Source organism: Pseudomonas sp. MM227, assembly GCF_947090715.1.
Lineage (GTDB): Bacteria > Pseudomonadota > Gammaproteobacteria > Pseudomonadales > Pseudomonadaceae > Aquipseudomonas > Aquipseudomonas baltica.
Genome location: NZ_OX352319.1, coordinates 2,614,591 through 2,640,659, shown reverse-complemented (window position 1 = coordinate 2,640,659; position 26,069 = coordinate 2,614,591). Strand labels below are relative to the sequence as shown.

The 26,069-nt window shown below is 62.4% G+C and carries 27 protein-coding genes; 8 read left to right on the top strand and 19 right to left on the bottom strand.

Annotated elements, in window-relative coordinates; all coding sequences use genetic code 11:
- Positions 1 to 13 precede the first annotated feature (13 nt).
- Positions 14 to 1,096, top strand: a complete 1,083-nt coding sequence (locus ONG87_RS11850) for a nitronate monooxygenase family protein (protein WP_264381307.1) — start codon at positions 14 to 16, stop codon at positions 1,094 to 1,096.
- Between the two features lie 43 nt (positions 1,097 to 1,139).
- Here the strand turns inward: ONG87_RS11850 and ONG87_RS11845 are convergent, their stop codons facing one another.
- The gene (locus ONG87_RS11845; RefSeq protein WP_122477671.1) at positions 1,140 to 2,177 is read right to left on the bottom strand and encodes an LLM class flavin-dependent oxidoreductase; all 1,038 of its coding nucleotides are present in this window, start codon (positions 2,175 to 2,177) and stop codon (positions 1,140 to 1,142) included.
- A gap of 72 nt (positions 2,178 to 2,249) precedes the next feature.
- Positions 2,250 to 2,735, bottom strand: a complete 486-nt coding sequence (locus tag ONG87_RS11840; protein ID WP_122477673.1) for a flavin reductase family protein — start codon at positions 2,733 to 2,735, stop codon at positions 2,250 to 2,252.
- A gap of 237 nt (positions 2,736 to 2,972) precedes the next feature.
- On the opposite strand from ONG87_RS11840, the gene ONG87_RS11835 reads away from it, so the two are divergent.
- Positions 2,973 to 4,376 (top strand): cytosine permease, encoded by a 1,404-nt coding sequence (locus ONG87_RS11835; protein WP_122477675.1) that lies wholly within the window; start codon positions 2,973 to 2,975, stop codon positions 4,374 to 4,376.
- Between the two features lie 85 nt (positions 4,377 to 4,461).
- Here ONG87_RS11835 and ONG87_RS11830 read toward each other — a convergent pair whose 3' ends face one another.
- The 5 genes from ONG87_RS11830 to ribBA all read right to left on the bottom strand — a co-directional run bounded on the left by ONG87_RS11830 (position 4,462) and on the right by ribBA (position 9,634).
- Positions 4,462 to 5,616: an ABC transporter ATP-binding protein gene (locus ONG87_RS11830; RefSeq protein WP_192055362.1), complete on the bottom strand. Its 1,155-nt coding sequence runs from the start codon at positions 5,614 to 5,616 to the stop codon at positions 4,462 to 4,464.
- Positions 5,617 to 5,625: 9 nt separating this feature from the next.
- On the bottom strand, positions 5,626 to 6,435 hold the full coding sequence (locus tag ONG87_RS11825) for an ABC transporter permease (RefSeq protein ID WP_122477679.1): 810 nt from the start codon (positions 6,433 to 6,435) through the stop codon (positions 5,626 to 5,628).
- 6 nt (positions 6,436 to 6,441) lie between these two features.
- Positions 6,442 to 7,380 (bottom strand): ABC transporter permease, encoded by a 939-nt coding sequence (locus ONG87_RS11820; protein ID WP_264381306.1) that lies wholly within the window; start codon positions 7,378 to 7,380, stop codon positions 6,442 to 6,444.
- A complete protein-coding gene (locus tag ONG87_RS11815; RefSeq protein WP_264381305.1) occupies positions 7,365 to 8,390 on the bottom strand; it encodes an ABC transporter substrate-binding protein in 1,026 nt (341 codons plus the stop codon). Before ONG87_RS11815 ends, ONG87_RS11820 begins: the two co-directional genes overlap by 16 nt.
- A 95-nt stretch (positions 8,391 to 8,485) precedes the next feature.
- Positions 8,486 to 9,634 (bottom strand): bifunctional 3,4-dihydroxy-2-butanone-4-phosphate synthase/GTP cyclohydrolase II, encoded by a 1,149-nt coding sequence (ribBA, locus tag ONG87_RS11810; protein WP_264381304.1) that lies wholly within the window; start codon positions 9,632 to 9,634, stop codon positions 8,486 to 8,488.
- An 88-nt stretch (positions 9,635 to 9,722) separates the two neighbouring features.
- Between ribBA and ONG87_RS11805 the strand changes: the two genes are divergently transcribed.
- Positions 9,723 to 10,025: a DUF1330 domain-containing protein gene (locus tag ONG87_RS11805; RefSeq protein ID WP_122477686.1), complete on the top strand. Its 303-nt coding sequence runs from the start codon at positions 9,723 to 9,725 to the stop codon at positions 10,023 to 10,025.
- Here ONG87_RS11805 and ONG87_RS11800 read toward each other — a convergent pair.
- The 6 genes from ONG87_RS11800 to ONG87_RS11775 form a co-directional block, all read right to left on the bottom strand.
- Positions 10,022 to 10,585: an NUDIX hydrolase gene (locus ONG87_RS11800; protein ID WP_192055357.1), complete on the bottom strand. Its 564-nt coding sequence runs from the start codon at positions 10,583 to 10,585 to the stop codon at positions 10,022 to 10,024. The genes ONG87_RS11805 and ONG87_RS11800 overlap by 4 nt on opposite strands.
- Positions 10,586 to 10,590: 5 nt before the next feature.
- Complete coding sequence (locus ONG87_RS11795; protein ID WP_122477690.1) at positions 10,591 to 11,343, bottom strand: GntR family transcriptional regulator; 753 nt, start codon at positions 11,341 to 11,343, stop codon at positions 10,591 to 10,593.
- A gap of 124 nt (positions 11,344 to 11,467) precedes the next feature.
- The gene (locus ONG87_RS11790) at positions 11,468 to 11,953 is read right to left on the bottom strand and encodes a flavin reductase family protein (RefSeq protein ID WP_185793181.1); all 486 of its coding nucleotides are present in this window, start codon (positions 11,951 to 11,953) and stop codon (positions 11,468 to 11,470) included.
- Positions 11,954 to 11,964: 11 nt separating this feature from the next.
- Positions 11,965 to 13,446 (bottom strand): aldehyde dehydrogenase, encoded by a 1,482-nt coding sequence (locus ONG87_RS11785; protein ID WP_264381303.1) that lies wholly within the window; start codon positions 13,444 to 13,446, stop codon positions 11,965 to 11,967.
- A complete protein-coding gene (locus ONG87_RS11780; RefSeq protein WP_264381302.1) occupies positions 13,443 to 14,276 on the bottom strand; it encodes an alpha/beta hydrolase in 834 nt (277 codons plus the stop codon). The genes ONG87_RS11785 and ONG87_RS11780 overlap by 4 nt, the downstream gene beginning before the upstream one ends.
- Positions 14,277 to 14,299: 23 nt before the next feature.
- Positions 14,300 to 14,890, bottom strand: a complete 591-nt coding sequence (locus tag ONG87_RS11775) for an amino acid synthesis family protein (protein ID WP_122715581.1) — start codon at positions 14,888 to 14,890, stop codon at positions 14,300 to 14,302.
- Positions 14,891 to 15,053: 163 nt separating this feature from the next.
- Here ONG87_RS11775 and ONG87_RS11770 point away from each other — a divergent pair, with 163 nt between their 5' ends.
- The 3 genes from ONG87_RS11770 to ONG87_RS11760 all read left to right on the top strand — a co-directional run bounded on the left by ONG87_RS11770 (position 15,054) and on the right by ONG87_RS11760 (position 18,493).
- A complete protein-coding gene (locus ONG87_RS11770; RefSeq protein WP_264381301.1) occupies positions 15,054 to 15,272 on the top strand; it encodes a hypothetical protein in 219 nt (72 codons plus the stop codon).
- Positions 15,273 to 15,382: 110 nt separating this feature from the next.
- A complete protein-coding gene (locus ONG87_RS11765; RefSeq protein ID WP_264381300.1) occupies positions 15,383 to 16,378 on the top strand; it encodes an aldo/keto reductase in 996 nt (331 codons plus the stop codon).
- Positions 16,379 to 16,417: 39 nt separating this feature from the next.
- The gene (locus tag ONG87_RS11760; protein ID WP_264381299.1) at positions 16,418 to 18,493 is read left to right on the top strand and encodes a PAS domain-containing sensor histidine kinase; all 2,076 of its coding nucleotides are present in this window, start codon (positions 16,418 to 16,420) and stop codon (positions 18,491 to 18,493) included.
- 9 nt (positions 18,494 to 18,502) lie between these two features.
- Here ONG87_RS11760 and ONG87_RS11755 read toward each other — a convergent pair whose 3' ends face one another.
- Genes ONG87_RS11755 through ONG87_RS11745 form a run of 3 tightly spaced genes read right to left on the bottom strand, consistent with a single transcriptional unit; the run spans position 18,503 to position 21,515 of the window.
- Positions 18,503 to 19,501: a lysylphosphatidylglycerol synthase domain-containing protein gene (locus ONG87_RS11755; RefSeq protein WP_185793189.1), complete on the bottom strand. Its 999-nt coding sequence runs from the start codon at positions 19,499 to 19,501 to the stop codon at positions 18,503 to 18,505.
- On the bottom strand, positions 19,498 to 20,736 hold the full coding sequence (gene clsB / locus ONG87_RS11750; RefSeq protein WP_122477704.1) for a cardiolipin synthase ClsB: 1,239 nt from the start codon (positions 20,734 to 20,736) through the stop codon (positions 19,498 to 19,500). Before clsB ends, ONG87_RS11755 begins: the two co-directional genes overlap by 4 nt.
- The gene (locus ONG87_RS11745) at positions 20,733 to 21,515 is read right to left on the bottom strand and encodes an endonuclease/exonuclease/phosphatase family protein (RefSeq protein WP_122715572.1); all 783 of its coding nucleotides are present in this window, start codon (positions 21,513 to 21,515) and stop codon (positions 20,733 to 20,735) included. Before ONG87_RS11745 ends, clsB begins: the two co-directional genes overlap by 4 nt.
- 346 nt (positions 21,516 to 21,861) lie before the next feature.
- Between ONG87_RS11745 and ONG87_RS11740 the strand changes: the two genes are divergently transcribed.
- Together ONG87_RS11740 and ONG87_RS11735 are read left to right on the top strand one after the other, a co-directional pair.
- Positions 21,862 to 22,179 (top strand): helix-turn-helix domain-containing protein, encoded by a 318-nt coding sequence (locus ONG87_RS11740; RefSeq protein ID WP_122477707.1) that lies wholly within the window; start codon positions 21,862 to 21,864, stop codon positions 22,177 to 22,179.
- The gene (locus tag ONG87_RS11735; RefSeq protein WP_264381298.1) at positions 22,172 to 23,443 is read left to right on the top strand and encodes a type II toxin-antitoxin system HipA family toxin; all 1,272 of its coding nucleotides are present in this window, start codon (positions 22,172 to 22,174) and stop codon (positions 23,441 to 23,443) included. The genes ONG87_RS11740 and ONG87_RS11735 overlap by 8 nt, the downstream gene beginning before the upstream one ends.
- A gap of 1 nt (position 23,444) precedes the next feature.
- Here the strand turns inward: ONG87_RS11735 and ONG87_RS11730 are convergent, their stop codons facing one another.
- The 3 genes from ONG87_RS11730 to ONG87_RS11720 all read right to left on the bottom strand — a co-directional run bounded on the left by ONG87_RS11730 (position 23,445) and on the right by ONG87_RS11720 (position 26,013).
- Positions 23,445 to 23,870: a VOC family protein gene (locus tag ONG87_RS11730; protein WP_122477711.1), complete on the bottom strand. Its 426-nt coding sequence runs from the start codon at positions 23,868 to 23,870 to the stop codon at positions 23,445 to 23,447.
- 122 nt (positions 23,871 to 23,992) lie between these two features.
- Complete coding sequence (locus ONG87_RS11725; protein ID WP_264381297.1) at positions 23,993 to 24,856, bottom strand: LysR family transcriptional regulator; 864 nt, start codon at positions 24,854 to 24,856, stop codon at positions 23,993 to 23,995.
- Between the two features lie 188 nt (positions 24,857 to 25,044).
- Entirely contained in the window at positions 25,045 to 26,013 is a 969-nt protein-coding gene (locus tag ONG87_RS11720; protein ID WP_264381296.1) for an AraC family transcriptional regulator, read from the bottom strand.
- Positions 26,014 to 26,069 lie beyond the last annotated feature (56 nt).

Sequence of the window (26,069 nt, the reverse complement as noted above, 5' to 3'; positions counted from 1 at the left end):
GGAGGGATGAGAAATGCCGAAACCCGACATGCTGTCCGAATGGGGAATCACGCATCCGATCGTTCAAGCGCCCATGGTAGGTGTCTCGACGCCGGCATTGGCAGCGGCTGTTTCCAACGCTGGGGCATTGGGCTCCATCGGTCTGGGGGCCAGTACGCCAGAGCAGGGGCGTGAGTTGATCCGGCAGACCAAGGCGCTCACCCAGAGGCCCTTCAACGTCAACATGTTCTGCCATCGCCCGGCTGCGTTCGACCACGCCAGAAACGATGCGTGGCTGCAGTATCTTTCAAGTTTCTTTCCCGCGTTCGACGCTGCACCTCCGCCGGTCTTGAAAGAAATCTACAAAAGCTTCGTCGATGATCGAGCCATGCTCGAGATGCTCGTCGAAGAAAAACCGTCGGTCGTCAGCTTTCATTTCGGCGCGCCGCCTGTGCAGTGGATCGATGAGCTCAAGTCGGCGGGTATCTGCGTCATCGGTTGCGCAACGACGTTGGCCGAAGCACAGCAGCTGGAGCGCGCAGGCGTTCAGGCCATCATTGCCCAAGGGTACGAAGCCGGCGGGCATCGGGGGGTGTTCGATGATGGGTTCGGACAAGACCAGCAGATGGGCCTGTTCGCGCTGTTGCGCATCATCGTTGAAACCGTGGATCTGCCGGTCATTGCCGCCGGCGGGATCATGGATGGTGCCGGGATAAATGCAGCGCTGATGCTCGGCGCAAGTGCTTGTCAGCTGGGAACGGCTTTCATTTTGTGTCCGGAGTCGTGTGCAACCCCAGAGCACCGGCAGGCGCTGAAAAGCGCGAAGGCGAGTCAAACACGGGTTACCAGCTATGTATCGGGCCGACCGGCCCGCGGGATTCCGAATCGTCTGTACCTGGAGTCCGGAACCGACAGCGTCCCCATGCCAGCCGAGTACCCGTTGGCCTACGATGTTGCCAAAGCCCTGCATGCAGCGGCCAGCGCCAAGGGATGCCACGATTTTGCAGCCCAGTGGGCGGGTCAGGGCGCACCGCTGGCCAGGGAGCTGCCTGCGCAAAGGCTCGTTCAGGCCCTTGTCGAAGAAATGCAGGCGGCCTCTTGCTTCAGTCATTCATGAAAAAACCGGGCTAGTGCCCGGTTCTTTCACTGACGCTTCAAGCTTATCGAAACGCTGGCACCACCTCATTGATGAACAGCTCCAACGACTTCTTCTTTTCTGCATGGGGCAGGCTGTTGTCGCACCAGAAGCTGAACTCGTCGACGCCCAGTTCCTGGTAGTACTTGATGCGCGCGATGATTTGTTCGGGCGTGCCGATCATGGTGTTCTTGCGGATGTTCTCCAGTTCGAACTCGGGGCGCTCGGCGAACTTGGATTCCGGGCTGGGTTCCAGGAAGCCGTTGACCGGAGTGGTCTTGTTGCCGAACCAGGCGTCGAACGTGCGGTAGAAGCGCGAGATCGCCGTGGCGCCGACCTTCCAGCCGTCGGGGTCGTCACTGGCGTGAACGTGAGTGTGACGCAGCACCATCAGTTGCGGGCGAGGTACGTCAGGGTTGTTCGCCAACGCCGTTTCGAACTTGTTCTTGAGATCGACCACTTCCTCGTCGCCCTTCATCAACGGCGTGACCATGACGTTGCAGCCGTTGGCGACGGCGAAGTTGTGCGAGTCGGGGTCGCGCGCGGCGATCCACATTGGCGGCGTCTTGATCGGCTTCGGCACGCTGGTGGAGGTGGGAAACTTCCAGATCTCGCCATCATGGGCGTAGTCGCCTTCCCACAGTTTGCGCACCACCGGCACCATTTCGCGCAGGGCGTTGCCGCCGCTGCTGGCCGGCATGCCACCGGCCATGCGGTCGAATTCGACCTGGTAGGCGCCGCGAGCCAGGCCGACTTCCATGCGCCCGTTACTGATCACATCCAGCAGTGCGCATTCGCCTGCAACACGCAGCGGGTGCCAGAACGGCGCGATGATGGTGCCTGCGCCCAGGTGGATGGTGGTGGTCTTGCCGGCCAGATACGCCAGCAGCGGCATGGGGCTCGGGGAGATGGTGTACTCCATGGCGTGGTGCTCGCCGATCCATACCGTGCTGAACCCGCCTTTTTCGGCCATCAGGGTCAGTTCGGTCAGGTCTTCGAACAGTTGCCGGTGGCTGGTCTTGTCGTCCCAGCGCTCCATGTGCACGAACAGCGAAAATTTCATCTTGCCTACCTCGGATCTGTTGGCGGTGATTCTTCCCGGCCGGGGGCTTGCCGCAGCCTGGGTATGGGAGTGTCAGGCGAACGCGGGAAGGGCGCCCATTTTGCCGCGGCAGTAGACCAACGGGCTTTGCGGGGCGCTGGGTACCAGCAGATTCTTCACCGCGCCAACCATGATTGCGTGGTCACCACCCTCGTACTCGCGCCACAGTTCGCACTCGATGACCGCAATGGCATTCTTGAGTACCGGATTACCCAGAGCGCTCATGCTCCACTCGATCCCGTCGGCCTTGTTCTTGCCTTTGCTGGCGAAGGCGTAGGCTTCGGCCTGCTGGTCGCTGGAAAGCAGATGGATGGCGAAGCGCTTGCTGCGAATCAAGTGGGGGTAGGAGTCGGCTTTGTAGTTGGGGCAGAACAGCACGAGGGCCGGATCGATCGACAGCGAGCTGAAGGCACTGGCGGTCATGCCGACCAGTTGGCCTTCGTCGTCCAGCGTGGTGATCACGGTCACGCCAGAGGGAAACGAGCCCATGACTTGTTTGTAGATTTCGGCATCGATCATCAAAGGCACCTCTCGTTTATTCGAATATTTGTTGGTCTGATGGTATACCAAAGAAATGTTTGTGCAACCCTGAATTTCAGTCGCGAGATACACAACTGGCAACGGCTTGGGGGTGGCGGGACCGAGCGATCCACTTGCGTTTTCTTGGTATACCGTAATATGGTCTGTCTATCAGAAGCGGGTCGTTGTATCGATCCGGATTCCTACAAGAACAACAACAGACTCGAGTGAAAGACTATGTCCGAGCGTTCATCGCAAGACCCATTGATCGAGAGCTACACCGTCGAGCAGGTCCCTTCCACCGAGCGCCATGGGCGGGCTCGGGACCTGTTCACACTGTGGTTCAGCACCAACATTGCGCCCCTGCCGATCGTGACCGGCGCCATGGTGGTACAGGTGTTCAACCTCAACCTCGCCTGGGGGTTGCTGGCCATCGTGCTCGGGCACTGCCTGGGTGGGCTGGTCATCGCCTTGTCTTCGGCCCAGGGGCCGCGGCTGGGCATTCCGCAGATGGTCCAGAGCCGCGGACAGTTCGGCCGCTTCGGCGCGCTGCTGATCGTGTTTTTCGCCGCATTGATCTATGTCGGCTTCTTCATCTCCAACATCGTGCTGGCCGGCAAGTCGATCCACTCGATGGTCGAGCCGATCTCCCTGCCCGTAGGCAGCGTGATCGGCGCCTTGGCCGCCACCGCCATTGGTGTGCTGGGCTACCGGTTCATCCATACCTTGAACAAGATCGGTACCTGGGTGATGGGCGGCGCACTGCTCGCCGGATTCGCCTATGTGTTCAGCCAGCCGTTGCCGGTCGACTTCCTTACCCGTGGTGGTTTCACCCTGGCGGGGTTCATCGCCACGGTGTCGTTGGGAGTGATCTGGCAGGTCAGCTTCTCGCCCTACGTGTCGGATTACTCGCGCTATCTGCCGACCGATATCGGCATCGCCAAACCGTTCTGGGCCACCTATGCCGGTGCCACCCTGGGGACCATCCTGTCGTTCAGTTTCGGCGCGGTGGTGGTGCTCGCAACGCCGCCGGGCACCGAAGCGATGACTGCTGTGGCGCAGGCCACCGGGGCGCTGGGCCCGCTGCTGATGCTGCTGTTCCTGCTCAACATCATCAGCCACAACGCCCTGAACCTGTACGGCGCGGTTCTGGCCATCGTCACCGCCGTGCAGACGTTCGTGGCCCACTGGACGCCCAGCGTGAAAGTACGCATCGTGCTGTCGGCGCTGGTGTTGAGTGGCTGCTGTCTGGTGGCGGTGGGCGCCTCGGGTGACTTCATCCAGGACTTCATCGGCTTGATCCTGGCACTGCTGCTGGTGTTGGTACCCTGGGCCTCCATCAACCTGATCGACTTCTACCTGATCAAATACGGCAACTACGACATCGAGTCGATCTTCGCCGCCGACGGCGGGCAGTACGGGCGCTTCAACTGGCACGCGATCATCGCCTACGCCTGTGGCATTGCCGTGCAGCTGCCGTTCGCCAACACCGCCTTGTATGTCGGCCCCTACGCCCACCTGGTCGAAGGTGCCGACCTCTCCTGGCTGGTCGGCATCGTGGTGACCTGCCCACTGTTCTACTGCCTGGCCACGCGCAAGCAACAGCGCGCAGAGCGGGTACGCGCCGGATACGCCAAGTAGTTCGAACCGACAGAAACAGCACCTGCAAAAAGGCCCCGATCACTCGGGGCCTTTTGCGTTGCGGGGTAGAAGGCGCGTTGCAGGCTCAGTGCGCGCCAGCCGCCTTGTTGAGGTCAGCGTCTTCCCACTGGGTGTACACGCAGGCATCCGCCGCTGCCCAGCGCACCTGGACCTGCTCACCGGCCTGCAAGGGCATGCCGGCTGCAGACAAGGCCTTGACCGTCATCGGCGTGCCACCCTGGGTCACGACGCTGCAGGTCTGGCTCTCGCCGAGAAACAGCGTCTCGGTGACCGTGGCGGCGATCTGGTTCCAGCCCGGCAGCAGCGGTTGCTCTGCAGCCTGCGCGGCGCTCAATGCCTGGGCTTTCTCGGGACGTACCATCAGCAGTACCTGCTGGCCCGTATTGGCGCCTGGTGTCAGGCGCATGCCCAGGCTGGCGCCTTCGAAGCTGCCGGAACCGTTGCTGGTGGTGGTCAGCTTGAGGAAGTTGGAGTTGCCCAGAAACGAGGCCACGAACGCATTGGGCGGGTTCTGGTAGAGGTCGTAGCCGCTGCCCAGTCCGACGATCTTGCCGTGGCTGAAAATGGCGATGCGCTGCGACAGGCGCATGGCCTCTTCCTGGTCGTGGGTCACGTAGACGATGGTGATGCCCAGGCGCCGGTGCAACTGGCGCAGCTCATCCTGCAGGTCTTCGCGCAGCTTCTTGTCCAGTGCGCCCAACGGCTCGTCCATGAGCAGAATGCGCGGCTCGTAGACCAGCGCGCGAGCGATGGCAACACGCTGCTGCTGACCACCGGACAGCTGCGAAGGGCGACGGTGTGCGAAGGCCTCGAGCTGCACCAGCTTGAGCATTGCATCGACCTTGCGATCACGCTCGGCGCGGCCCAGCTTGCGGATGTCCAGGGGGAAGGCAATGTTGTCGCGCACCGACAGGTGCGGAAACAGCGAATAACGCTGGAACACCATGCCGATACCGCGCTTGTGCGGCGGCACGTTGACCAGCGACTGGCCGCTGACCAGGATCTCGCCGGAACTGGGTGTCTCGAAGCCTGCCAGCATCGACAGGGTGGTGCTCTTGCCCGAGCCACTGGAACCGAGGAAGGTCAGGAACTCGCCGTTCTTGATGTCCAGGTCGATATTGTCGACCGCAGCGAAGTCGCCGTAATGACGGTTCAGACCGCGGAGGCTGACCAGGGTGTCGCCGGCCTGCACGGCCTGTTGTTTGATCACAGCACTCATGTCCAGCTCCTAGGCGTTGACGGGGTTACGGCGACGAATGATTTCGGCAGCCACCATGACCAGCACCGACAGGGCGATCAGCAGCGTCGAGGCGACGGCGATCACCGGCGTCAGGTCCTGGCGCAGGGTGGTCCACATTTTCACGGGAAGGGTCTGCAGGGTGGGGCTGGCCATCATCACGCTGAGGACCACTTCATCCCAGGAAACCAGGAACGCGAACAGGCCGCCGGCGACCATGCCCGGACGAATGGCCGGGAACGTGACCTTGAAGATTGCCTGCAGGCGGGACGCACCACAGATCACCGCAGCGTCCTCGATGGACTGGTCGAACAGCTTCAGCGAGTTGATGATCGAAATGATGGTGAAGGGCAGGGCGACGATCACGTGGCTGACCACGAACGAGAACACCGTGCCGGTGTAGCCCAGCTTGAGGAACAGCGCATACACGGCCACCGCGATGATCACCACTGGCACGATCATCGGCAGGGTGAATAAGGCATACAGCAACTCGCGGCCCGGAAACTTGCCACGCACCAGCGCGAAGGCCGTCGGCAGGCCCAGCAGTACCGCGAACACGGTGGTCAGCGCAGCGACTTTCAAGCTCGACCAGGCCGCCGCCATCCACTCGGGGTTGGCGAAGAACTGCAGGTACCACTTGGTGGTCCAGCCCGGTGGTGGAAACACCAGCCACTGGGATGAGCCGAACGACAGCAGCACGATGAAGACGATCGGCAACAGCAGGAACAGGCCGATCGACCCCGTGGTGAGGTACAGGCCTACGCGCAGGCGTCGACTCATGGCATTGGGGGTAAGAAGCATGATGACTTACCTCGAATTGCTGGAGCCGACCGGGGATTCCGGTTGCAGCTTCAGATAGAAATAGAACAGCACCAGGGTGATCAGCACCAACAGTGCGGCAGCAGCGCTCGCCAGACCCCAGTTGAGGAAGGATTGCACCTGTTGCACGATGAACTCGGGCAGCATCATGTTCTGCGCGCCACCCAACAGCGCCGGAGTCACGTAATAGCCCAGCGACATGACGAACACCATCAAGGCACCGGAGAACAGTCCCGAGCGGCACAGGGGCAGGAATACCCGGAAGAAGTTGGTCCACGGACTGGCGCCGCAGATGGCGCCGGCCTGCAGCACCATCGGGTCGATGGCCTGCATGGTGGCCTGCAGCGGCAGAACGATGAACGGAATCATGATGTAGCTCATGCCGATCACCACCCCGGTCAGGTTGTGCACCATCTCCAATGGCTGGTCGATGATGCCCAGGGCCATGAGCAGCTTGTTGACCACCCCCGACGCCTGCAGCAGTACCAGCCAGGAGTAGGTGCGCGCCAGCAGGCTGGTCCACATCGACAGCAGCACGATACTGAAGATCCAGCGGCCCCAGCCCCGTGGCACCAGGGTGATCACCCAAGCCAGTGGAAAGCCCAGCAATACGCTGAACAGGGTCACCAGCCCGGCCACCGAAAAGGTGTTGAACAACACCCGCGCATAGGCCGAGTTGGCGAACAGTTCGCGGTAGTTGTCCAGCCCCGGTGTCGGCTCCAGCACGCCGCGCAGCAGCAGGCCAATGAGCGGGGCGAAGAAGAACAGGCCGAGGAACACCAGCGCCGGGATCAGGTTGCTCGACCCGCGCCAGCGCTGGATCAGGCTCGGGCGCGGCTGGGCGGCGTGCAGCGCACCAGGGCCGCCGGCGGCGCCCCCGGTGCGGCCGAGGGCGGAGGGCGAGGACAGCTTCACTTGACCAGCCATTCGTTCCACCGTGTCGCGATAGAGGGGCCATTCTTGGCCCAGTAGGCGAAGTCCAGAGTGATCTGGTCGTCAACGTGCGCGGTCGACAGGTTGGGCGCCAGAACCGAGTCCAGGCGCTGCACGCTTTCAGTGTTGACCGGGGCGTAGGCCGTCAGATTGGAGAAATCGGCCTGGCCCTTGGCACCGGTGGCGTTGGCCACGAAGCGCATGGCTGCCTCCTTGTTTTTCGAGCCCTTGGGCACGACGAGGAAGTCGGCCATCGCCAGGTTCTGCTTCCAGCTCACGCCCACCGGAGCGCCATCCTGTTGCAGGGCGTAGACCCGACCGTTCCAGAACTGACCCATGGTGACTTCGCCCGAGGCCAGCAGCTGCTGGGACTGGGCGCCGCCGCCCCACCAGACGATGTCCTTCTTGATCGAATCGAGCTTCTTGAAAGCGCGGTCGAGGTCCAGTGGATAGAGCTTGTCGGCAGCGACGCCGTCGGCCAGCAGGGCGATCTCCAACACGCCTGGGCTGGGCCACTTGTACAGTGCGCGTTTGCCGGGATAGGCCTTGGTGTCGAACAGTGCAGTCCAGTCCTGGGGTTCGCCGGGGCCGACCTTGCCTTCGTTGAAGCCCAGCACGAAGGAGAAGTAGAACGAGCCCACGCCGTAGTCGGAGACGAAGCGCGGGTCCAGCTTGGTGCGGTCGATGACCTTGAAGTCCATGGGTTCGAGCAGGCCTTCGCTGGCCGCACGCAAGGCAAAATCGGCTTCCACGTCGACCACGTCCCACTGCACGTTGCCGCTCTCGACCATGGCCTTGAGCTTGCCGTAGTCGGTGGGTCCATCCATGACCACCGCGGTGCCGCTGCTCTTGCTGAACGGATCGGCCCACGACGACTTCTGCGCGTCCTGGGTGGTGCCGCCCCAGCTGACGAAGCTCAGCGTCTCGGCTGCCACGGCAGTGCCTGCCGTGAACGCCAGGGTCGCTGCGGCCAACGCCGCTATCGCACGTTTTTTGAATACCATCTTGTACGCCCTCATTTGTCATTGTTTGAGCGGGCTGTTTCCACACCCGCGTATCGGGAGCAGTCAGGTCGTGGCGACCTGGACGATCGTTTGTTTCAGATGCCGTTGCCGTCCATGGCGGATGCATCCGGTCCGGGTGCCTGGAATGCGATGCTTTCGACCACTTCGAGGTCGTAGCCCGTGAGACCTGCGTACTTGAGCGGCGGGCCCAGGTGACGCAGTTTGCCGACGCCCAGATCCTGGAGGATCTGCGCGCCGGTACCGACTTCCGAATAGATGCGTGTCTGCGTACGCGAATAAGGGCGCACCGGCTGGGTCAGGTGCGGTACGCGCTCGAGCAGGGCCTGAGAAGACTCGTGATTGGCCAGCACCACCACCACGCCCGCACCGTGCTCGGCGACTTTCTGCAGCGCCGCCCACAGCGTCCAGTTGGCGGGACCTGTGTACTCGGCGCCGACCAGGTCGCGCAGCGGGTCGATGACGTGCACCCGCACAAGAGTCGGATCTTCGCGGCGGATGTCGCCCATGACCATGGCCATGTGCACGCCGCCCTGGATGCGGTCTTCATAGCTGACCAGGCGGAACGTGCCGTGCACGGTAGGCAGCTCGCGCTCGCCCATGCGCGTCACCGTGTGCTCGGTGCTCAAGCGGTAGTGGATGAGGTCGGCGATGCTGCCGATCTTGATGCCGTGACGGGCAGCGAACAGCTCCAGATCCGGACGACGCGCCATGGTGCCGTCGTCTTTCATGACTTCGACGATCACCGCGGCAGGGGTGAAGCCGGCCAGCCGCGCCAGGTCGCAGCCGGCTTCGGTATGCCCGGCGCGGGTCAGCACACCGCCTTCGCGGGCGCGCAGGGGAAAGATGTGGCCCGGTTGCACCAGGTCGGCGGCAACCGCCTGAGGCGCCACTGCGGCGGCAACGGTGCGCGCCCGATCGGCGGCGGAGATACCGGTGGTGACCCCGCTGGCGGCTTCGATGGAAACCGTGAACGCGGTGCCGAACCCGCTGCCGTTGCTGGGTACCATCTGCTCCAGCCCCAGCCGCTGGCAGCGTTCCTCGGTGAGGGTGAGGCAGATCAATCCGCGTGCTTCGCGGGCCATGAAACTGATGGCCTCGGCCGTGCAGCGGTCGGCGGCGAGCAGCAGGTCACCTTCGTTTTCGCGGTCTTCGTCGTCCACCAGCAAGACCATCTTGCCTTGACGAAAGTCCTCGATGATTTCTTCGATGCTGTTGAACGCCATGCCTGCACTCTCTGGGATGACTGGTCTGGGATAACTGGCCTAATCGTGGTATACCATAATACGTACATTACCCCCTGTCGAGGTGAAAATGAAGGCTTATTGGATTGCTCATGTAGACGTTACCGATCCTGCGCAGTACGTGCTTTACACCCAGCGCGCGCCGGCGGTTTTCGCCCAGTTCGGGGGGCGCCTGCTGGCCCGTGGGGGGCGTTCGCAAGCCATGGAAGGCAGGGCCACGCCGCAGCGCAGCGTGGTGATCGAGTTCGATTCGTACGCCCAGGCGCAAGCCTGTTACGAGTCCAGGGAATACCAGGAAGCAGCCGCCCTGCGTGCGGGCGCCGCGAAGGCCGAAGTGATCATCGTCGAAGGTTGCGAGGCGGTCGCCGGCTAGCGCATGAAGTGGATGCGGCCGGTATCGTCGTTGCCCATGTAGATGCCGTAGGTACCGGTCGCACGCTCCTGGATGTAGCGCTCCAGGATCTGCCGGATGGCGGGGTAGTAGATACTGTCCCAGGGAATGTCCTGCGGCGCGAAGAACTGCCGTGCGGCAGTTTCCGGGCCGAACTCGTCGGTGATCTCCAGTGCCATCGCGCGAAAGATGATGTACACCTCGCTGATCCGCGGGACGCTGAAGATCGAGTACGGCGAGAGGATTTCGGCGCGCACTCCGGCTTCTTCCCACAGCTCGCGCAGGGCGCCTTCCTCGGTGGTTTCTCCGCTTTCCATGAAGCCTGCGGGCAGCGTCCAGGTGCCGGGGCGCGGCGGGATCGCGCGCTGGCACAGCAGGTACTTGCCGTCGGTTTCGACGATGCAGCCGGTGATGACCTTCGGATTGACGTAATGGATGTGGCCGCAACCGGAGCAAAAGGTCCGCTCATGGGTATCGCCCGCAGGGATTCCGAGGCTCAGGCCGCAGGCACCGCATTGGGGGCAAAACCGTGGAGTGGCCATGGCGGTCAGCGTCCGATGCGCGGTTCGTTGAGGGCTATGGGCGCGGCGATGTCGCGCACCTTGTGGTCGTCGTTGCGCTGCTGACGCAATGATTCCAGGGCCACCTTCGCAGCGGCGCGGACGTGATCGACGGACGCTTGGTGCGCCGCCATCGGATCGCCGCTCTTGATCGCGGTGACGATACGTTCCATTTCGTCGCTACTGACGCCGCGGCGGTTTTCCTGCGACACCGAGGTGGCGCGCAGGTAGCTGATGCGGGCCTGCAACTGGCGCAACTGGGTAGCGGCGACCTGATTGCCCGAGCCTTCGAAGAGCACGTCGTAGAAACCCTGGACCGAGCTCAGGACGTCGGACAATGCACGCTCTTCGAGCGCCTTGCGGTTGACCGCCAACGCTTTTTCCAGGGCACGGATGTCCCGGGCCTTGGCATTGAGGGTGAACAGCTGGACGATCAGGCCTTCGAGCACGCAACGCAGCTCATAGATGTCGCGAGCGTCTTCCAGGGTGATGATGGCCACGCGTGGACCCTTGGCATCGGCGAATTCCACCAGGCCTTCGGATTCCAGGTGTCGCAGCGCCTCGCGCACCGAGGTACGGCTCACGCCCAGGCGCTCGCACAGATCACGCTCGACCAGGCGATCGCCCGGCAGGAGCTGGAAGTTCATGATGGCGCTGCGCAACTTGTCGAGCACGATTTCGCGCAGGGTGACGGGGTTGCGATTGACCTTGAAGCTGTCGTCGAGGGGCAGGCGTTTCATCGGGTCCGCTCTGTTGAAAAGGCAAAAAAACAGCGGCGAGTCTAGCACGCCCCCGGCCTTGCTGCCCAACGGCGACAGGCCAGGTGCCCAGGTGCGGCTGGCCAGGTGGGTCAGCGCAGGTCGATCATCCCAGGGTCGGCAATGCGCCCAGTTTGCCGCGGTGGTAAAGCATGGGCGTCAACGGCTCGCTGGGCAGGATCAGGTTCTTCACTGCACCGACGATGATCGCGTGATCGCCACCGTCGTACTCGCGCCACAGTTCGCACTCGATGATGGCCGTGGCTTTCTCCAGCAGCGGGTTGCCCAGCTCGCTGAGGTGCCAGGCGATGGCCCGCGCCTTGTCCTTGCCCTTGCTGGCAAAGGCGTAGGCCTCCGCCTGCTGGTCTGCGGACAGCAAGTGAATCGCGAAGCGCTTGCTGTCACGCAGGATAGGGTAGGTGTCCGACTCGTAGTTGGGGCAGAACAATACCAGCGCCGGGTCGATCGACAGCGCACTGAATGCACTGGCAGTGATGCCGACGATGCCGCCTTCCGGGTCCAGCGTGGTGACGACCGTCACGCCGGATGGGAACGAAGCCATCACTTCTTTGTAGATGCCGGGTTCGATCATTTCAAATTACCTCAACGCATCACGAATGGGTCGGGCATGGGGGCCTGGGACAGGTTGATCCATACCGTCTTGAGTTCTGTGTAGGCCAGTACCGAATCGATGCCGCTCTCGCGGCCATAGCCACTGTTCTTGAAGCCGCCGATCGGCGCCATGGCCGATACCGCGCGGTAGGTGTTGACCCAGATGATACCGGAACGCACGTCACGGGCCAGGCGGTGGGCACGGCCCAGGTCGCGGGTCCAGATGCCGGCGGCGAGGCCGAACTGGGAGTCGTTGGCCATGGCCAGCGCTTCTGCTTCGGTGGAGAAGCGGATGACCGACGCCACCGGACCGAAGACTTCCTCCTGCATGATCTTCATGGAGTGGTTGTCGCATTCGAACAGGGTCGGCTGGTAGTACCAACCGTCGCTGTCGGTCTGTGCGCGCTGACCGCCCATGCGCAGGGTAGCGCCTTCTTCCAGCGCCTGCGCGACCAGGCTTTCGACCACGGCCAATTGCTGGGCGGTGGCCATAGGGCCCATTTCGCTGGCTTCGTCCTGGGGGTTGCCGATCTTGATGCGCTTGGCGCGCTCGACCAGACGCTCGACGAACTCGTCGTAGATCTCGTCCTGCACCAGCAGGCGCGAGCCGGCCACGCAGCTCTGCCCCGAGGCGGCGTAGATGCCGGCCACCACGCCGTTGATGGCGCTGTCCAGGTCGGCATCGGCGAAAATGATGTTCGGCGACTTGCCGCCCAGCTCCAGGGACAGTTTGGCGAAGTTTTCGGCGCTGCTGCGTACCACATGGCGCGCGGTGGCGGCACCGCCGGTGAAGGCGATCTTGCGCACCAACGGATGGCGGGTGAGGGCAGCGCCGGTGCTCGGGCCGTAGCCGGTGACGACGTTGACCACGCCCGGCGGAATGCCGGCTTCCAGAGCCAGGCGCGCCAATTCCAGCAAGGTGGCGCTGGCATGCTCGGAGGGCTTGAGAACGACGGTGTTGCCGGCCGCCAGGGCCGGCGCCAGCTTGATCGCCGTCAGGTACAGCGGGCTGTTCCAGGGAATGATCCCGGCAACCACGCCGATCGGTTCGTGCACCGTGTAGGCGAACAGGTCGGGCTTGTCGAGCGGCAGTGTGCCGCCCTCCAGTTTGTCTGCCAGGCCTGCGGTGTAGTGGAAAAATTCGGGCAGGTAGCCCACCTGGCCGCGGGTTTCGCGGATCAGCTTGCCGTTGTCACGGCTTTCGAGCTGAGCCAGCGCTTCCTTGTTCTCGCCGATCAGGTCGCCCAGTCGGCGCAGCAGCTTGCCCCGGGCGGTGGCGGTAAGCCCGCGCCATGCCGGCGCCTCGAACGCCCGCTGTGCGGCCTGCACGGCGCGGTCGACGTCGGCCTCGTCGGCGTCGGGCAACAGCGCCCAGGGTTGGGCCAGGGCCGGGTTGTGACTCTCGAAGGTCTTGCCGGACAGCGCATCGACCCACTGGCCGTCGATGCACATCTGAAAGCGTGAAAGGGTCATGCGACGATCCCCTGTGCCTGGTTGTCCAGGCGCTGGGCCCGGGTGAGAAAATCCAACAACATCTGGTTGACCAGCCGGGGTGATTCCACCGGCATCATATGCCTTTGCTCGTGGAGTATCGCTACCTCGGCGTGGGGAATGCGCTCGGCCATTTCCCGGGCCATCTGTGGTGTGGAGCCCGGGTCGAGCTCACCCGTGGCGATCAGCGCCGGCGCCGCGATGCTGCCGAGGTCATCGGCGCGGTACATGTCCTGGGTGGCGAACAGCTCATAGGTGGTCAAGTAGCCCTGAGGATCATTGCTGGCCAGGGTCTCGCGCAGCGCGGCGATCTGCGCCGGGTTGGCCGCCTGATACTCGCGGCTGAACCAGCGCGACAACGCCGCCTCGGCGTTCGCGTTCGGGCCATGCTCGGCAGCCTGCCCGGTGCGTGCTATCACTCCCGCGCGCTGTTCCGCACTGCGGTTGAACACGCTGTTGAGCACCACCAGGGCCTGCAGGCGTTCGGGGTAGTGCAGGACGAACGCCCGTGCCACCAGCCCGCCCATGGAAAAACCGATGACCGTCGCTGCGGGCACCTGCAAGTGGTCCAGCAGTTCGAGCAATTGGTCGGCATAACCGAGCAGCGCCGTGCCAGGCGCAGGCAACGCACTGGCGCCATGTCCGAGCATGTCGTAGGCGATGACCCGATAGTGCGGCAGCAGCCCGACGAACTGGCCTCCCCACATTTCCTTGTTCAAGCCCACTCCATGGATGAACACCACGGGCGGGCCGTCACCCGCGGCCAGGTAACTGGTACCGGCCGCAGTGCGTTCAGCGGTAAGCCGAATCATGGAGCGCTCCTGAGTCAAGTGGGTCACTGGGCCTTTTCGGCAGCCAGCTCTTCCAGGTCGATGTAACGGTTGCCGATTCGCGGGTGCAGGCGCCCGCCGTTGGCGCAGCCCAGGACGACGACGATCTCGTCGGCGCGCGGCGAATCCTCGATCTGCATTTCCAGGGTGACGTAGTGGGAGCGCAGGCCTTCGTCGTCCTTGTGCATCATAGGGATCTGGATCGAGGTGCCAGGGCCGCCGCGCTTGTTGGTGAAGCTCAGGTAGCTCTTGGCTTGCACCGCCTCGCGGTAGTGGTTGCCGAAACGCAGGGTGTGGATGACGGCCGAGGCGTGCTCGATTTCGCCGTCGGCACCGACCACTGCCGCCTTGCCGTAGGCCTCGATCTTGTCCGCACCACCGATGCTGGCTACCAGGCGCTCGACCATCAGGGCGCCGAGGTCCGAACAGCTGGCCTTGATCTCCGGTTTCAGGTCATCGACGAAGCCGCGGCCCAGCCACGGGTTCTTCATGACCACCGCCAGGCCGACCATGGTCACGGGGCTGTCGGTGGCCTTGCCGCCTTCGATGAGGGTCTCTTCGGAGTAGGTGACGATTTTGCGGATCTCGAAGCTCATGCCTGTTTCCTTCTTGGAGGGTGTGTATCTGGTATTATGGTATACCAAGAACGAGCTTCGGCAAGTGTTTTTTATCAAGCGATGTCACGGTCCTGTAGCAGCGGCGCGAGCCGCGTCCGGAGTCACCGGAATCCTTCGGCATCGCAAGTGCCGCCGACGCGGCTTGCGCCGCTGCTACAGGGCGGCGCGGTGCTCCAGAGATGACTACTGCCTGCCGGCGTTCATTGCCGCCGAACATGGCCTGCAACGGGTCGACCCTGAAGGGGCCACCTTGAACATCGAGGTCTGGATGGCGTTCCACGAAGACGTGCGCGCAACGCCACGCATCCAGGCGGTCAGCGAATTCGTGCGGCACTGCATGGCAGTGCTGCCACGCTTGTGAATTTCTGCATAGCTCAGGTGCGATGCCTGGGGGTTATGTCCGATAGGAGTGGGCGCTAAGGTAAAGGCATCGGACCGGCATGTCGCGCGGTCCTCCGCAGGAGCCTCTCCATGAACTACGTCAAGCTGGGCAACACCGGCCTGGACATCTCCCGCCTGTGCCTGGGCTGCATGACCTTCGGCGAGCCCGATGCCGGCACCCACCCCTGGACCTTGGGCGAGGATGCCAGTCGGCCGATCATCAAGCATGCGGTGGAGCAGGGCATCAACTTCTTCGACACGGCCAACAGTTACTCGGCCGGCACTTCCGAAGTCATCGTCGGCAAATTGCTCAAGGAGTTCACCCGTCGCGAGGAAACCGTGATCGCCACCAAGGTGTTCTTCCCGGCCAACATGTGGGAAGGCTCGAAAAAGCCCAATGAGCAAGGTCTGTCGCGCAAGGCGATCATGGCCAGCATCGATGCCAGCCTGCAGCGGCTGGGCACCGACTACGTCGATCTCTATCAGATCCATCGCTGGGACTATCACACGCCCATCGAAGAAACCATGGAAGCCCTGCACGACGTGGTGAAAGCGGGCAAGGCTCGTTACATCGGGGCCTCGTCGATGTACGCCTGGCAGTTCGCCAAGGCCCAACAGGTCGCGGCCAGCCATGGTTGGAGCCGGTTCGTCTCGATGCAGAACTACCTCAACCTCATCTATCGCGAAGAAGAGCGCGAAATGATTCCCCTGTGCCTGGATCAGGGCGTGGGCCTGATGCCCTGGAGCCCGATGGCCCGCGGCCGGCTGACCCGCCCGCACGGCATGCAGACCGAACGCACCCGCACCGACATTTCCGGGCAGTCGTTCTATGCTGCCACCGAGGTCGAGGATGGCAAGGTGATCGACGTGGTCGAGCAGATCGCCAAGGAACGCGGCGTGCCCATGGCGCAGGTGGCGCTGGCGTGGGTGTTGAACAAGCGCGGCGTGTCGGCGCCCATCGTCGGTGCTTCCAAGGCCGTGCAGTTGGACGATGCCCTGGCTGCACTGCAACTGTCGTTGAGCGAAGAGGAAACGGCGCGGCTCGAAGGCCCCTACGTGCCACACGTGGTGACCGGTTTTGCCTGACAGCGCTGGGCGCAGGTGGGTCGCCGAAGAATCGCGCGGATGCTATCGTTGCTGGGCGATCCACTGCCCGAGTTGAACATGACCCACCCGTTTCCCTTTTCCCGAGAGGGCATGAGCGAGAAAGTACGCTGCCACGACTGGGCCGCGACGCCGCTGGGGCCGATCCACAGTTGGCCTGCCGTGTTGCGCATTGCCGTCGATATGCTGCTGGCATCGCGGTTCCCCGGCTGCCTTGCCTGGGGAGCCGAGCGCATCATGTTCTACAACGATGCGTTCGAACCTCTGCTGCAAGGCAAGCCACAAGCACTGGGCTTGCCGCTCAGCACTGTCTGGAACGAGGTCTGGGACGACATCGAGCCGATCGTGACGCGCGCCTTCGAGGGCGAAGCGACCTTCATCGAGGACTTCCCGCTGGTCATCCAGCGCAACGGCAGAGCCGAGCAGGCGTATTTCACGTTCTGCTACAGCCCGGTACGCGACGAACATGGCACCATCGTGGGCATGCTCGACACGGTCATCGAAACCACTGCAACATTGCAGGCCAGGGACAAGGCCGAGCAGGCAGCCGAAGGCTTCGAGCGTGAAGCCATGGCGCGCACGGCTGAACGCAACCGTTTCTGGGACCTTTCATCCGACATCATGCTGGTGGCCAGCCGCAGGCTCGAAATCACAGCCATCAATCCGGCCTGGTCGCGGGTGCTGGGCTGGAGCGCCGAGGACCTGGTTGGCCGGCACGCCATCGACCTGATCCACCCCGACGACCATGAAGCGGTAGCGGTCGCGATGGTGCCGCTGTATCGCGGCGAACGCCTGCATGACATGACCTGCCGCCTGCGCCACCGCGACGGCAGCTACCGTTGGATCGCTTGGGCAGCGGTGCCTGCCGAAGACTCGTTGCACTCCGTAGGCCGCGACGTGACCGAAGAGCGCGAGCGTGCGCTGCTGCTGCAGCAGGTCGAAGAGCAACTGCGCCACAGCCTCAAGATGGAAGCGGTCGGGCAGTTGACCGGCGGGCTTGCCCACGACTTCAACAACCTGCTGACCGGCATCAGTGCCAGCCTGGAACTGCTGCGTCAACGTGTCGAGCAGGGCCGCATCGGCGAGCTCAAACGTTACATCGACGCTGCACAGGGGGCCTCGGCCCGGGCCGCCACCCTGACTCATCGGCTGCTGGCGTTCTCGCGTCGTCAAACCCTGGCGCCACGGGCTGTCGAGCCCAAGGCCCTGATCGCCGACCTCGAAGACCTGGTACGCCAGACGCTGGGCCCGAGCATCGAGTTCAGTGCCCAGAGTGACGACGATGTCTGGTGGGTGCGCGTGGACGCCAACCAGTTGGAAAGCGCATTGCTCAACCTCTGCATCAACGCCCGTGATGCAATGCCGGGGGGCGGCAGCCTGTGGTTGCGCGCGCGCAATCACCATCAGTTCGCCCGAGCCCGCACCGAGAACGATCTGCAGCCGGGCCAGTACGTGTGCCTGAGTGTGACCGACAGCGGCACCGGCATGGATCCACAGACCATCGCACGGGTATTCGATCCGTTCTTCACCACCAAGCCATTGGGTCAAGGCACCGGCCTGGGCCTGTCGATGGTGTACGGCTTCGTACGCCAGTCGGGCGGGCAGATTCGCGTCGATTCCTCACTGGGGCAGGGCACCGCAATGCACCTGTTCCTGCCGCGACACACCGGCGAGATCGGTGCGACGCTGCCGGTACTGACCGGAGCCCTGATAGACACCGAAGCCACCGGTGAAACCATCGTTTTGATCGACGACGAAGGAACGTTGCGGCAGATGGTGGGCGAGGCGTTGCGGGAGAAGGGCTATCGAGTGCTGGAAGCGGCCAATGGCGTAGAGGGCCTGTCACTGGTGCAAGGCGGCCTGAAGGCCGACCTGTTGATCACCGACATCGGCTTGCCGGGTGGGCTCGATGGTCGCCAGGTGGCGGATGCTGCCTGGGCGATGGAGCCGGGTCTGAAGGTACTGTTCATTACCGGCTATGTGGATCAGACCGCAGCCATGGACGAGTTGCCCGAAGCTGTTGCTCATGTGCTGACCAAGCCGTTCAGCCTGGACCACCTGACCCTCACCGTGCGCTCGATGTTGGTCAGGCGTTAGCTCACACCGCTATCCGGCGCCGCTGCTGGCGCCCGATTCGCGGTCTTTCTCGATGGTTCGGGTGCGTTTCTCCAGCACCAGGTACACCACGCAGGCAATCGCCAGCGGCAGCAGGAAATACAGCGCCCGGTAGGCGATCAATGCGGCCAGCAGCGCACCTTTGGAGTATTGCCCTTGCAGCAGGGTGATGAAGATGGTCTCCAGCACACCCAGGCCGGCTGGGATATGGGTGATCACACCGGCAATGCTGCTGATCAGCAGGATCGCCAGAATGGTCGGGTAGCCGACCTTCTCGGGCAGCAAAGACCACACCAGCAAGCCCATCAGGCTCCAGTTCAACGCGCCCAGACAAGCTTGGGTCAGCGCCATCTTGAACGACGGCAGGAGGATCTCCTGCTTGCGTATCGTCCAGGTGCGTTTCTTCGAGAATCGGCAGGCCGCCAGGTACGCCAACCCAAGCAAGATGATCACCACGCCGATGATCTGCAGCCCGGTACTGCCGATCTTGAAACCTTCGGGAAGCGCCGGCAGGCCCATGGCGAACAGCGTACCGGCCACGAACAGGTAGCCCAGCCAGTTGGTGATCAGACACAGGCTGAGAATCTTGGTAATGGCCGGCACATCCAGACCCAGCTTGGAGTACAGGCGATAACGCAGGGCAATCCCGCCGACCCACGAGCCCAGGTTGAGGTTGAACGCATAGCACACGAAGGCCAATGGCAGCACCTGCCGACTGGGCACTTCGTGGCCGATATAACGCTTGGCCAGCAAGTCATAGCTGGCGAACGTCAGGTAGCTGGCTGCGACGATGCCGGCACCGATCAACAAGGTACTCATCTTGTAGGAGCTCAGCGCATGCTTGACCTCCTGCCAGTCGAGGTTTTTCACCAGCATGAACACCAGCACCGGGACCAGGATGAAGCACAGCACGGTCATGATGCGCTTGGCCCATACCCACTTGCTGGATTTCGGCGAGGCCTTCGGCGCGCTCTGCGATGAAGTCGTCATACCGTCTCCTTGTGATCCAGCGACGGCGCCTGGCAATGCTGCGGCTCAACGTCGATCAGCGGTACCAGCTTGGGCGAGTGCGCTGGAATGAACCCCACCATGGCCGGAAAGTGGCGCAGGAAGTGGAAGGTGAGGAAGATGATCGGCGCGCGCCACCAGTACCCACGCAGAACCCGTTGCAGGCTGATCGACTTGCAGGTGCTTTCGGCCAGTTCCTGCAGGTGATCGTGCAGCCGCTGGTTGAAACGGCGGTCCTTGATGATCAGGTTGCCTTCCAGGTTGAGCGACAGGCTCAGCGGGTCGAGGTTGCTGGAACCCACGGTCGACCATTCCCGGTCCACCACCGCGACCTTGCCATGCAGCGGACGCTGGCAGTACTCGCGGATGACCACGCCGTCACGCAGCAGATAGTTGTAGAGCAGGCGCGAGCACAGGCGCACCAGCGGCATGTCGGGCATGCCCTGCAGAATCAGGGTCACGTCGACGCCGCGCCGAGCCGCGTTGCGCAGTTCGCGCAGAAAACGGTAGCCGGGGAAGAAGTAGGCGTTGGCGATGATGATCCGTTCACGCGCACCGCGAATGGCCTTGAGGTAGTGGTCCTCGATATCGGTGGTGTGTTCGTTGTTGTCGCGAATGGTCAGCAGCAGCCGCGCGCTGGCACTGTCGGCATCGGGCGACGGGCTGCGCGAGCGCCATGGCGCACGGTCGCGCACGACCTTGCTGGTGCGGTCGAGCAGTGCCAGGGTGGCTCGGTGCAGGTCGGCCACGATGGGGCCTCGTACACGCACGGCATAGTCCTGCTTGGCCATTGGGTCGCCGGAGTCGGCCAAGTGGTCGGAACTGTAGTTGATGCCACCGACGAAACCGATTTCGCCGTCGATGACCGCAATCTTGCGGTGCAGCCGACGAAACAGGTTGGTGCGTACGCCCATTACCCGCGGCTGCGGGTCGAAGGCCAGCAGTTTCACGCCCGCATCGGACAGTTCGCGCAGGAACTGCGTGCTCAGCTCCGCCGTGCCGTAACCGTCCACCAGCACTTCCACACGCACGCCACGTTGCGCCGCTTCGATCAGCACGCGCTGCAGATCCTTGCCCACTTCGTCTTCGTAAATGATGAAGGTTTCGATCAACACTTCCTCGCGGGCCTGGCCGATAGCCTCGAACACCGCCGGGAAGAACTCCTCGCCATTGATCAGCAGCTGTATTTCATTGTTGTCACGCCATTGCTCGCTCATAGGCGAACCTCCACCGCGAGGGGCACATGATCGGAAAGATGGGACCAGGGTTTGCGCGACAGCACCTTGGGCAGGTGCGCAGTCGCGTTGCGAATGTAGATACGGTCGAGCCTGAGCAGCGGCAGGCGGGCCGGGAACGTCTTGGCATGCCTGCCGAAGGCTTCGACGAATACCTCGGTCATGTTGCAGTCGGCCAAGGCCTCATCGGCGCGCAGGCGCCAGTCATTGAAGTCGCCGGCGACGATGACGGCAGCCTTCGGATCCAGGCTGTCGAGCAGCCGACACAGCAACTTCAGTTGCTGCTGACGCTGGCTTTCGCTCAGCCCCAGGTGCACGCAGACGGTGTGCACTTCTCCGTGCCCCGGTACTGCCAGCACCGAATGCAGCAGGCCGCGCTCCTCCGTGCCATTGACGCTGACGTCGAGGTTTTCGTGGCGCACGATGGGAAACTTGGACAGCAGCGCGTTGCCATGGTCGCCGTCCGGGTACACCGCATTGCGGCCGTAGGCGTACACCGGCCACATGCTGTCGGCGAGGAATTCGTATTGGGGAACGTCCGACCAGTTGTCGTAGCGCTGGCCATGGGAGCGATGCATCCCGAGCACTTCCTGCAGGAACACCACGTCGGCGCCCAGCGTGCGTACAGCCTCGCGCAACTCGGGGAGCACGAAGCGCCGGTTCAGCGGGCTGAAGCCCTTGTGGGTATTGACCGTCAGAACATGCAGGGAAGTTACCGCCACAGCGTCCTGGGGTAACGGCTGAGGATTGGGGGTGGTCATTCTGAAGCTCCTGAGGGGACGACAGGGGCACTTTGGCCCCTATGGTCCGACTCGGAAGCGATTGTGAAGGTTCAACGGTGCCATCATTGGAGACCAGGCCCATGCCGGAGCGACCTGATGCTGTAGAAAATGCGTTTCACAGACGTGCTCAGGTCCGCTCAGGGTGCTGGTGCGAGGCGAGGTCATGTGGACTGTATGTGACCTGAAAAATCATAAATCCAATAAGTTGTGGCATAAGTCGATAAAATTGACATAACCAACAGCATAAGGGATTTAAATTTTACCTTGGATGCATGCCCATCCTATAATGTGGGTCACTACGCCAGACAGTCCCCGAGGTTTCGCAATGTTGGATTTATATTTCAACAAGCCAGCCGAGATCGCCAAGCGCCTTTGCGGGCGCTTGCGCACCGAGCGGCTGGCACTGAACATGACCCAGGCCGATCTGGCGGCCCGCGCCGGCATAGGCACCAACACCGTTTCCAACCTTGAAGCCGGACGCAATGTCGGGTTCGAGAACCTGGTCAGGGTGGCGATGGCATTGGGTCGAGCCCAAGAGCTCGATGGCTTGTTCATGCCCAGGCTGGAAAGCATCGATGACATCCAGCGCTATGAAAACAGTGCCAAACGTCTTCGCTCTAAAAGGAAGACTGGCAATGCCTGAGCAGGTGAACGTTTTTTACGAGGGCTGGGGCGAGCGATGGCAGTGGGGCACGCTGGTGTCTACCACTGCCCTGACGGGTCGTCCGGTGATCGTGTTCGAGTACAGCAATGAAGCCAGGGAAAAGGGCTTTGAGCTGTCGTCTTACAGGCTGCCGTTGAAAGGTGCTCGATTGCGACGGGATTTTCCAGACCACCAATGGCATCTGCCAGGACCCGTCTACGACGCGTTACCAGACGGCTGGGGCATGTTGCTGATGGATCGCATGTTCAGGCGTCGTGGGCTCGGCACGGCGCGAATCGGTACGCTGCAACGGCTGGCCTACATCGGTAGCAATGCGATGGGCGCCATGACGTTCGAGCCGGTGGTACCCGAGGGGCAGGAGTCCGATGTTCATATTCCTTTGGAACAACTTGCAACCGAAGTGCAGGAAGTGCTCCAGGGAGACGGCGGTGAGTTCTTGCAGACCCTGCTTCTGGTGGGCGGCTCGCCTCAGGGTGCGAGGCCCAAAGCGCTTGTTCATCGCGACCCGGCAACGGGCGGATTCACCACGGCGGTGATGCCGGGTTTCGAGGCCTGGCTGGTGAAGTTTCCAGCCAAGGACGAACATGCGGAGGTGTGCGCCATTGAAATGGTCTATGCCGAGTGCCTGCGCATGTGCGGGATCGAAACGCCCGAGACCCAGTACTTCGGTCTGCCGGGCGGGTTGGCTGCGTTTGCCAGCAAGCGTTTTGACCGCCGGGGTGGCCTGCGCATCCCGATGCAAAGCCTCGCAGCCTTTACCGGGGCCGACTATAGATCACCGGGCGTATTGGACTACGTCAACTTCCTGCGGGCGACGCATATGTGTACCAACGACGTGCGAGCGATGGCAACGGCGTTCGAGCGTGCGGTCTTCAATGTCGCGTTTAACAACCGGGACGATCACCCGAAGAACTTTGCCTACATCATGACGCGCGACGGTCAGTGGCGATTGTCGCCGGCCTACGACGTGACGTTCTGCGAAGGACCAGGCGGATACCACCAGATGGATGTGATGGGTGAGGCGCTGGCGATTTCACGTAAGCAAATGCTGCGGCTTGCCGAGGAAGCAGAGCTCGCCCCGGCTGCCGCAAGCAAAATGATCGAGGGTATTTGTGATGTGGCCAGCCGGTTCGCGACTATTGCTCAGGACCTGTATCCGCAGCTCATTACTCAAGACACCTTGCGCATGATCCAGAACCGTATTGATGAGAACGTTGCTCGGCTGCGAGCAACAGTCAGCTGAATCACTTGGCAAACAGCTGGCTCATGTCCTTGAAGGCCTTGAACTCCAGCGCATTGCCACAGGGGTCGAACAGGAACATGGTGGCCTGCTCGCCGACCTGGCCCTGGAAGCGGATGTAGGGTTCGATCACGAACTCGGTTCCGCGCGCCCTCAAGCGCTCTGCCAGGGCCTCCCACTGCGCCCATTCCAGAATGATGCCGAAGTGCGGGACCGGTACGTTGTGGCCGTCCACCGCGTTGCTGTGCACACTTTCCTGCGAAGCCGTCTTGGGGTGCTCATGGATGACCAATTGATGGCCGTAGAAATCGAAGTCTACCCACTGTGCGCTCGAGCGGCCTTCGGCAAGACCGAACACCTCACCGTAGAAGTGACGGGTGGCGGCTAGGTCGTACACGGGGATTGCAAGGTGGAAGGGCGAAAGGCTCACGGTGATTTCCTTTGGACTGGTTTTGATTTTTATCAATTCTTATCCGGAAATACCTCAAGTAAAAGCGCAAATCTTCGGTTCCGAGCTCCAATTATTCTGATGAATCATACGTTCAGTAAGCCTCATACCGCCTGTAACACGCAGTCTCGAAACAGATTGAACAGCGGTGAATGCTTTTGTCGGTACTTGGATACCAGCACGATTTCTCTGAAAAACGTGAGGTCGTGCAGCTCCAATACTTTCACGTCTTCCGAATGTTCGAGCCATAGACCCGCTTTGGGTACCAATGAAACACCCAGCCCACTGCGCACCATCTTTACAATTGCATCCAGCTCATCCAGTTCCAGAGTTTGGCGAACGTGGATCTTTTGCTCCTTGAGAAACTGGGTGACCAGGCGGCCGCCGAACGATCCGCGGTCATACCGCACGAAGGGCTGTTCTGCGAGAAGCTTGAGCGGATCATCGCCTGCTACATACTTGGCGGTGATCAGCACGAACGCCTCGCGCGCAATCACTTCGGCTTGCAGATCCTTGGGTAGCGAGAAGGGCGGTTTGATCATGATGGCCAGGTCCAGCTCACCTGCATCCACCTGACTGAGCAGATTCAACGAAACGCCTGGCACCAGGTGGGTTTCAATGAACGGCGCCTGGGCTTTCAAGGCCACCAATGCCTGCGGCAGGATCCCGGTCTGAACCGTGCCGATGGCGCCGATGCGCAACGAGCCCTGGAAACCATTGGCACTGTCGGCCGCGCCCATTTGCTCGAAGAGGCGCAGGATTTCTTCGGCCATTGGTATGGCGCGTTGGCCTGCCGAATTGAGGGTGGCCGAACGGCCTGTGCGGTCGAACAGCTTGACGCCGAGTGTTTCCTCGAGACCTTTGATCTGCGCGCTGACGGCGGACTGGGTCAGCCCGACCTGCTGGCCGGCGGCGGCAAAGGTGCCTCGCTGGGCTACGCAGATGAAGGTCTTCAGTTCTCGGATCATGGGGTGCCTTGGTGTGTTGACGGATAGGTGCGCAATGACGGGATATCCAGAAGCTGTCCGGATCCTCGAAAAGCACTTTACTTCTGGTCGGCGATTACAGCCTGAAAAACACCCTGTTGCTCCCAGTTTCGTCCCTCGCTTTCAACGGGTGTACCAGCGTTCGCGAGTGGCTACTTCTGTTGCTTCCACTACCTGCGTTCGGCTTGCCTCACCTTACGGCTCAGCCCAGGCGTTTTGCCGGTAATGCGTTTGAATGCGCGGCTGAACGCGGCCTGGGAGGTGTATCCCAAGCGCTGCGCCACCTCTTCGATCGGCAGCCTGTCCAAGGTTAGCCACTGGCTTGCAAGGCGCATTCGCAGCTCGGTCACGTAGCGCAGCGGCGTCATGCCAACCGTCACCTGGAAGCGCTCCGCGAAGGCTGAACGCGAGGTATTGCAGTGCTCGGCCAACTGCGCGACGGTCCAGTCCCGACCCGGTTGTTGATGAAGCGCCAGCAGTGCACCGGCCAGGCGTGGGTCGCGCAAGGCCGCGACGAGCCCAGAGGCATTGCCGCAGGCGCACTCGACCCAGCCTCGAACGACCATGGCAGCTACCACGTCGGCCAACCGCGCAAGGATACCGGCGAAACCGATACGGGCAGCGCTGACCTCGCGCTCCATGGTGGCCAGAATCGGCACCAGCCCCGGGTAACGCTGGCCGCCGGCATCGATCAGCATCAGGCCCGGCATCAGCCGGCCAAGGCCATGGAGGCTGCCCAGTTCAAACTCCATGCAAGCGCTGAACAATATTGTGCTTGGCGTGGCGCTGGCATCGGTTCCGGTATCCACTTCGCTGACGGTGTCACCGAGCGGTGCGCTGTCCAGACGGTCGATGTCTTGAACAGGCGCGTGCGGATGAGAAAACAGCTGGTGGGCTGCGCCTTGGGAGATGAACACGGCATTGCCGGCAGATAGCGCGTAGGTGCTGCCATCTTCCATTTGCAGCACCGCATCGCCGACGGCGATGAAGTGGAACCAGGCGTGCCCGGACTTTTCCGCGAAACCCAAACCGAAGGTGGGGCCCGCCTGGATACGCCGGTACTCGACGCCACGCAATCGCATGCCGCGCAACAGTTCGTTGATGAGATCCGAGGAAAGAGCAAACTGATCTGCAGACATCGTTCAGGTGTTTCGGTCAAAAACTAGAGATTCCAGATCATAGATCATCCAGCTCT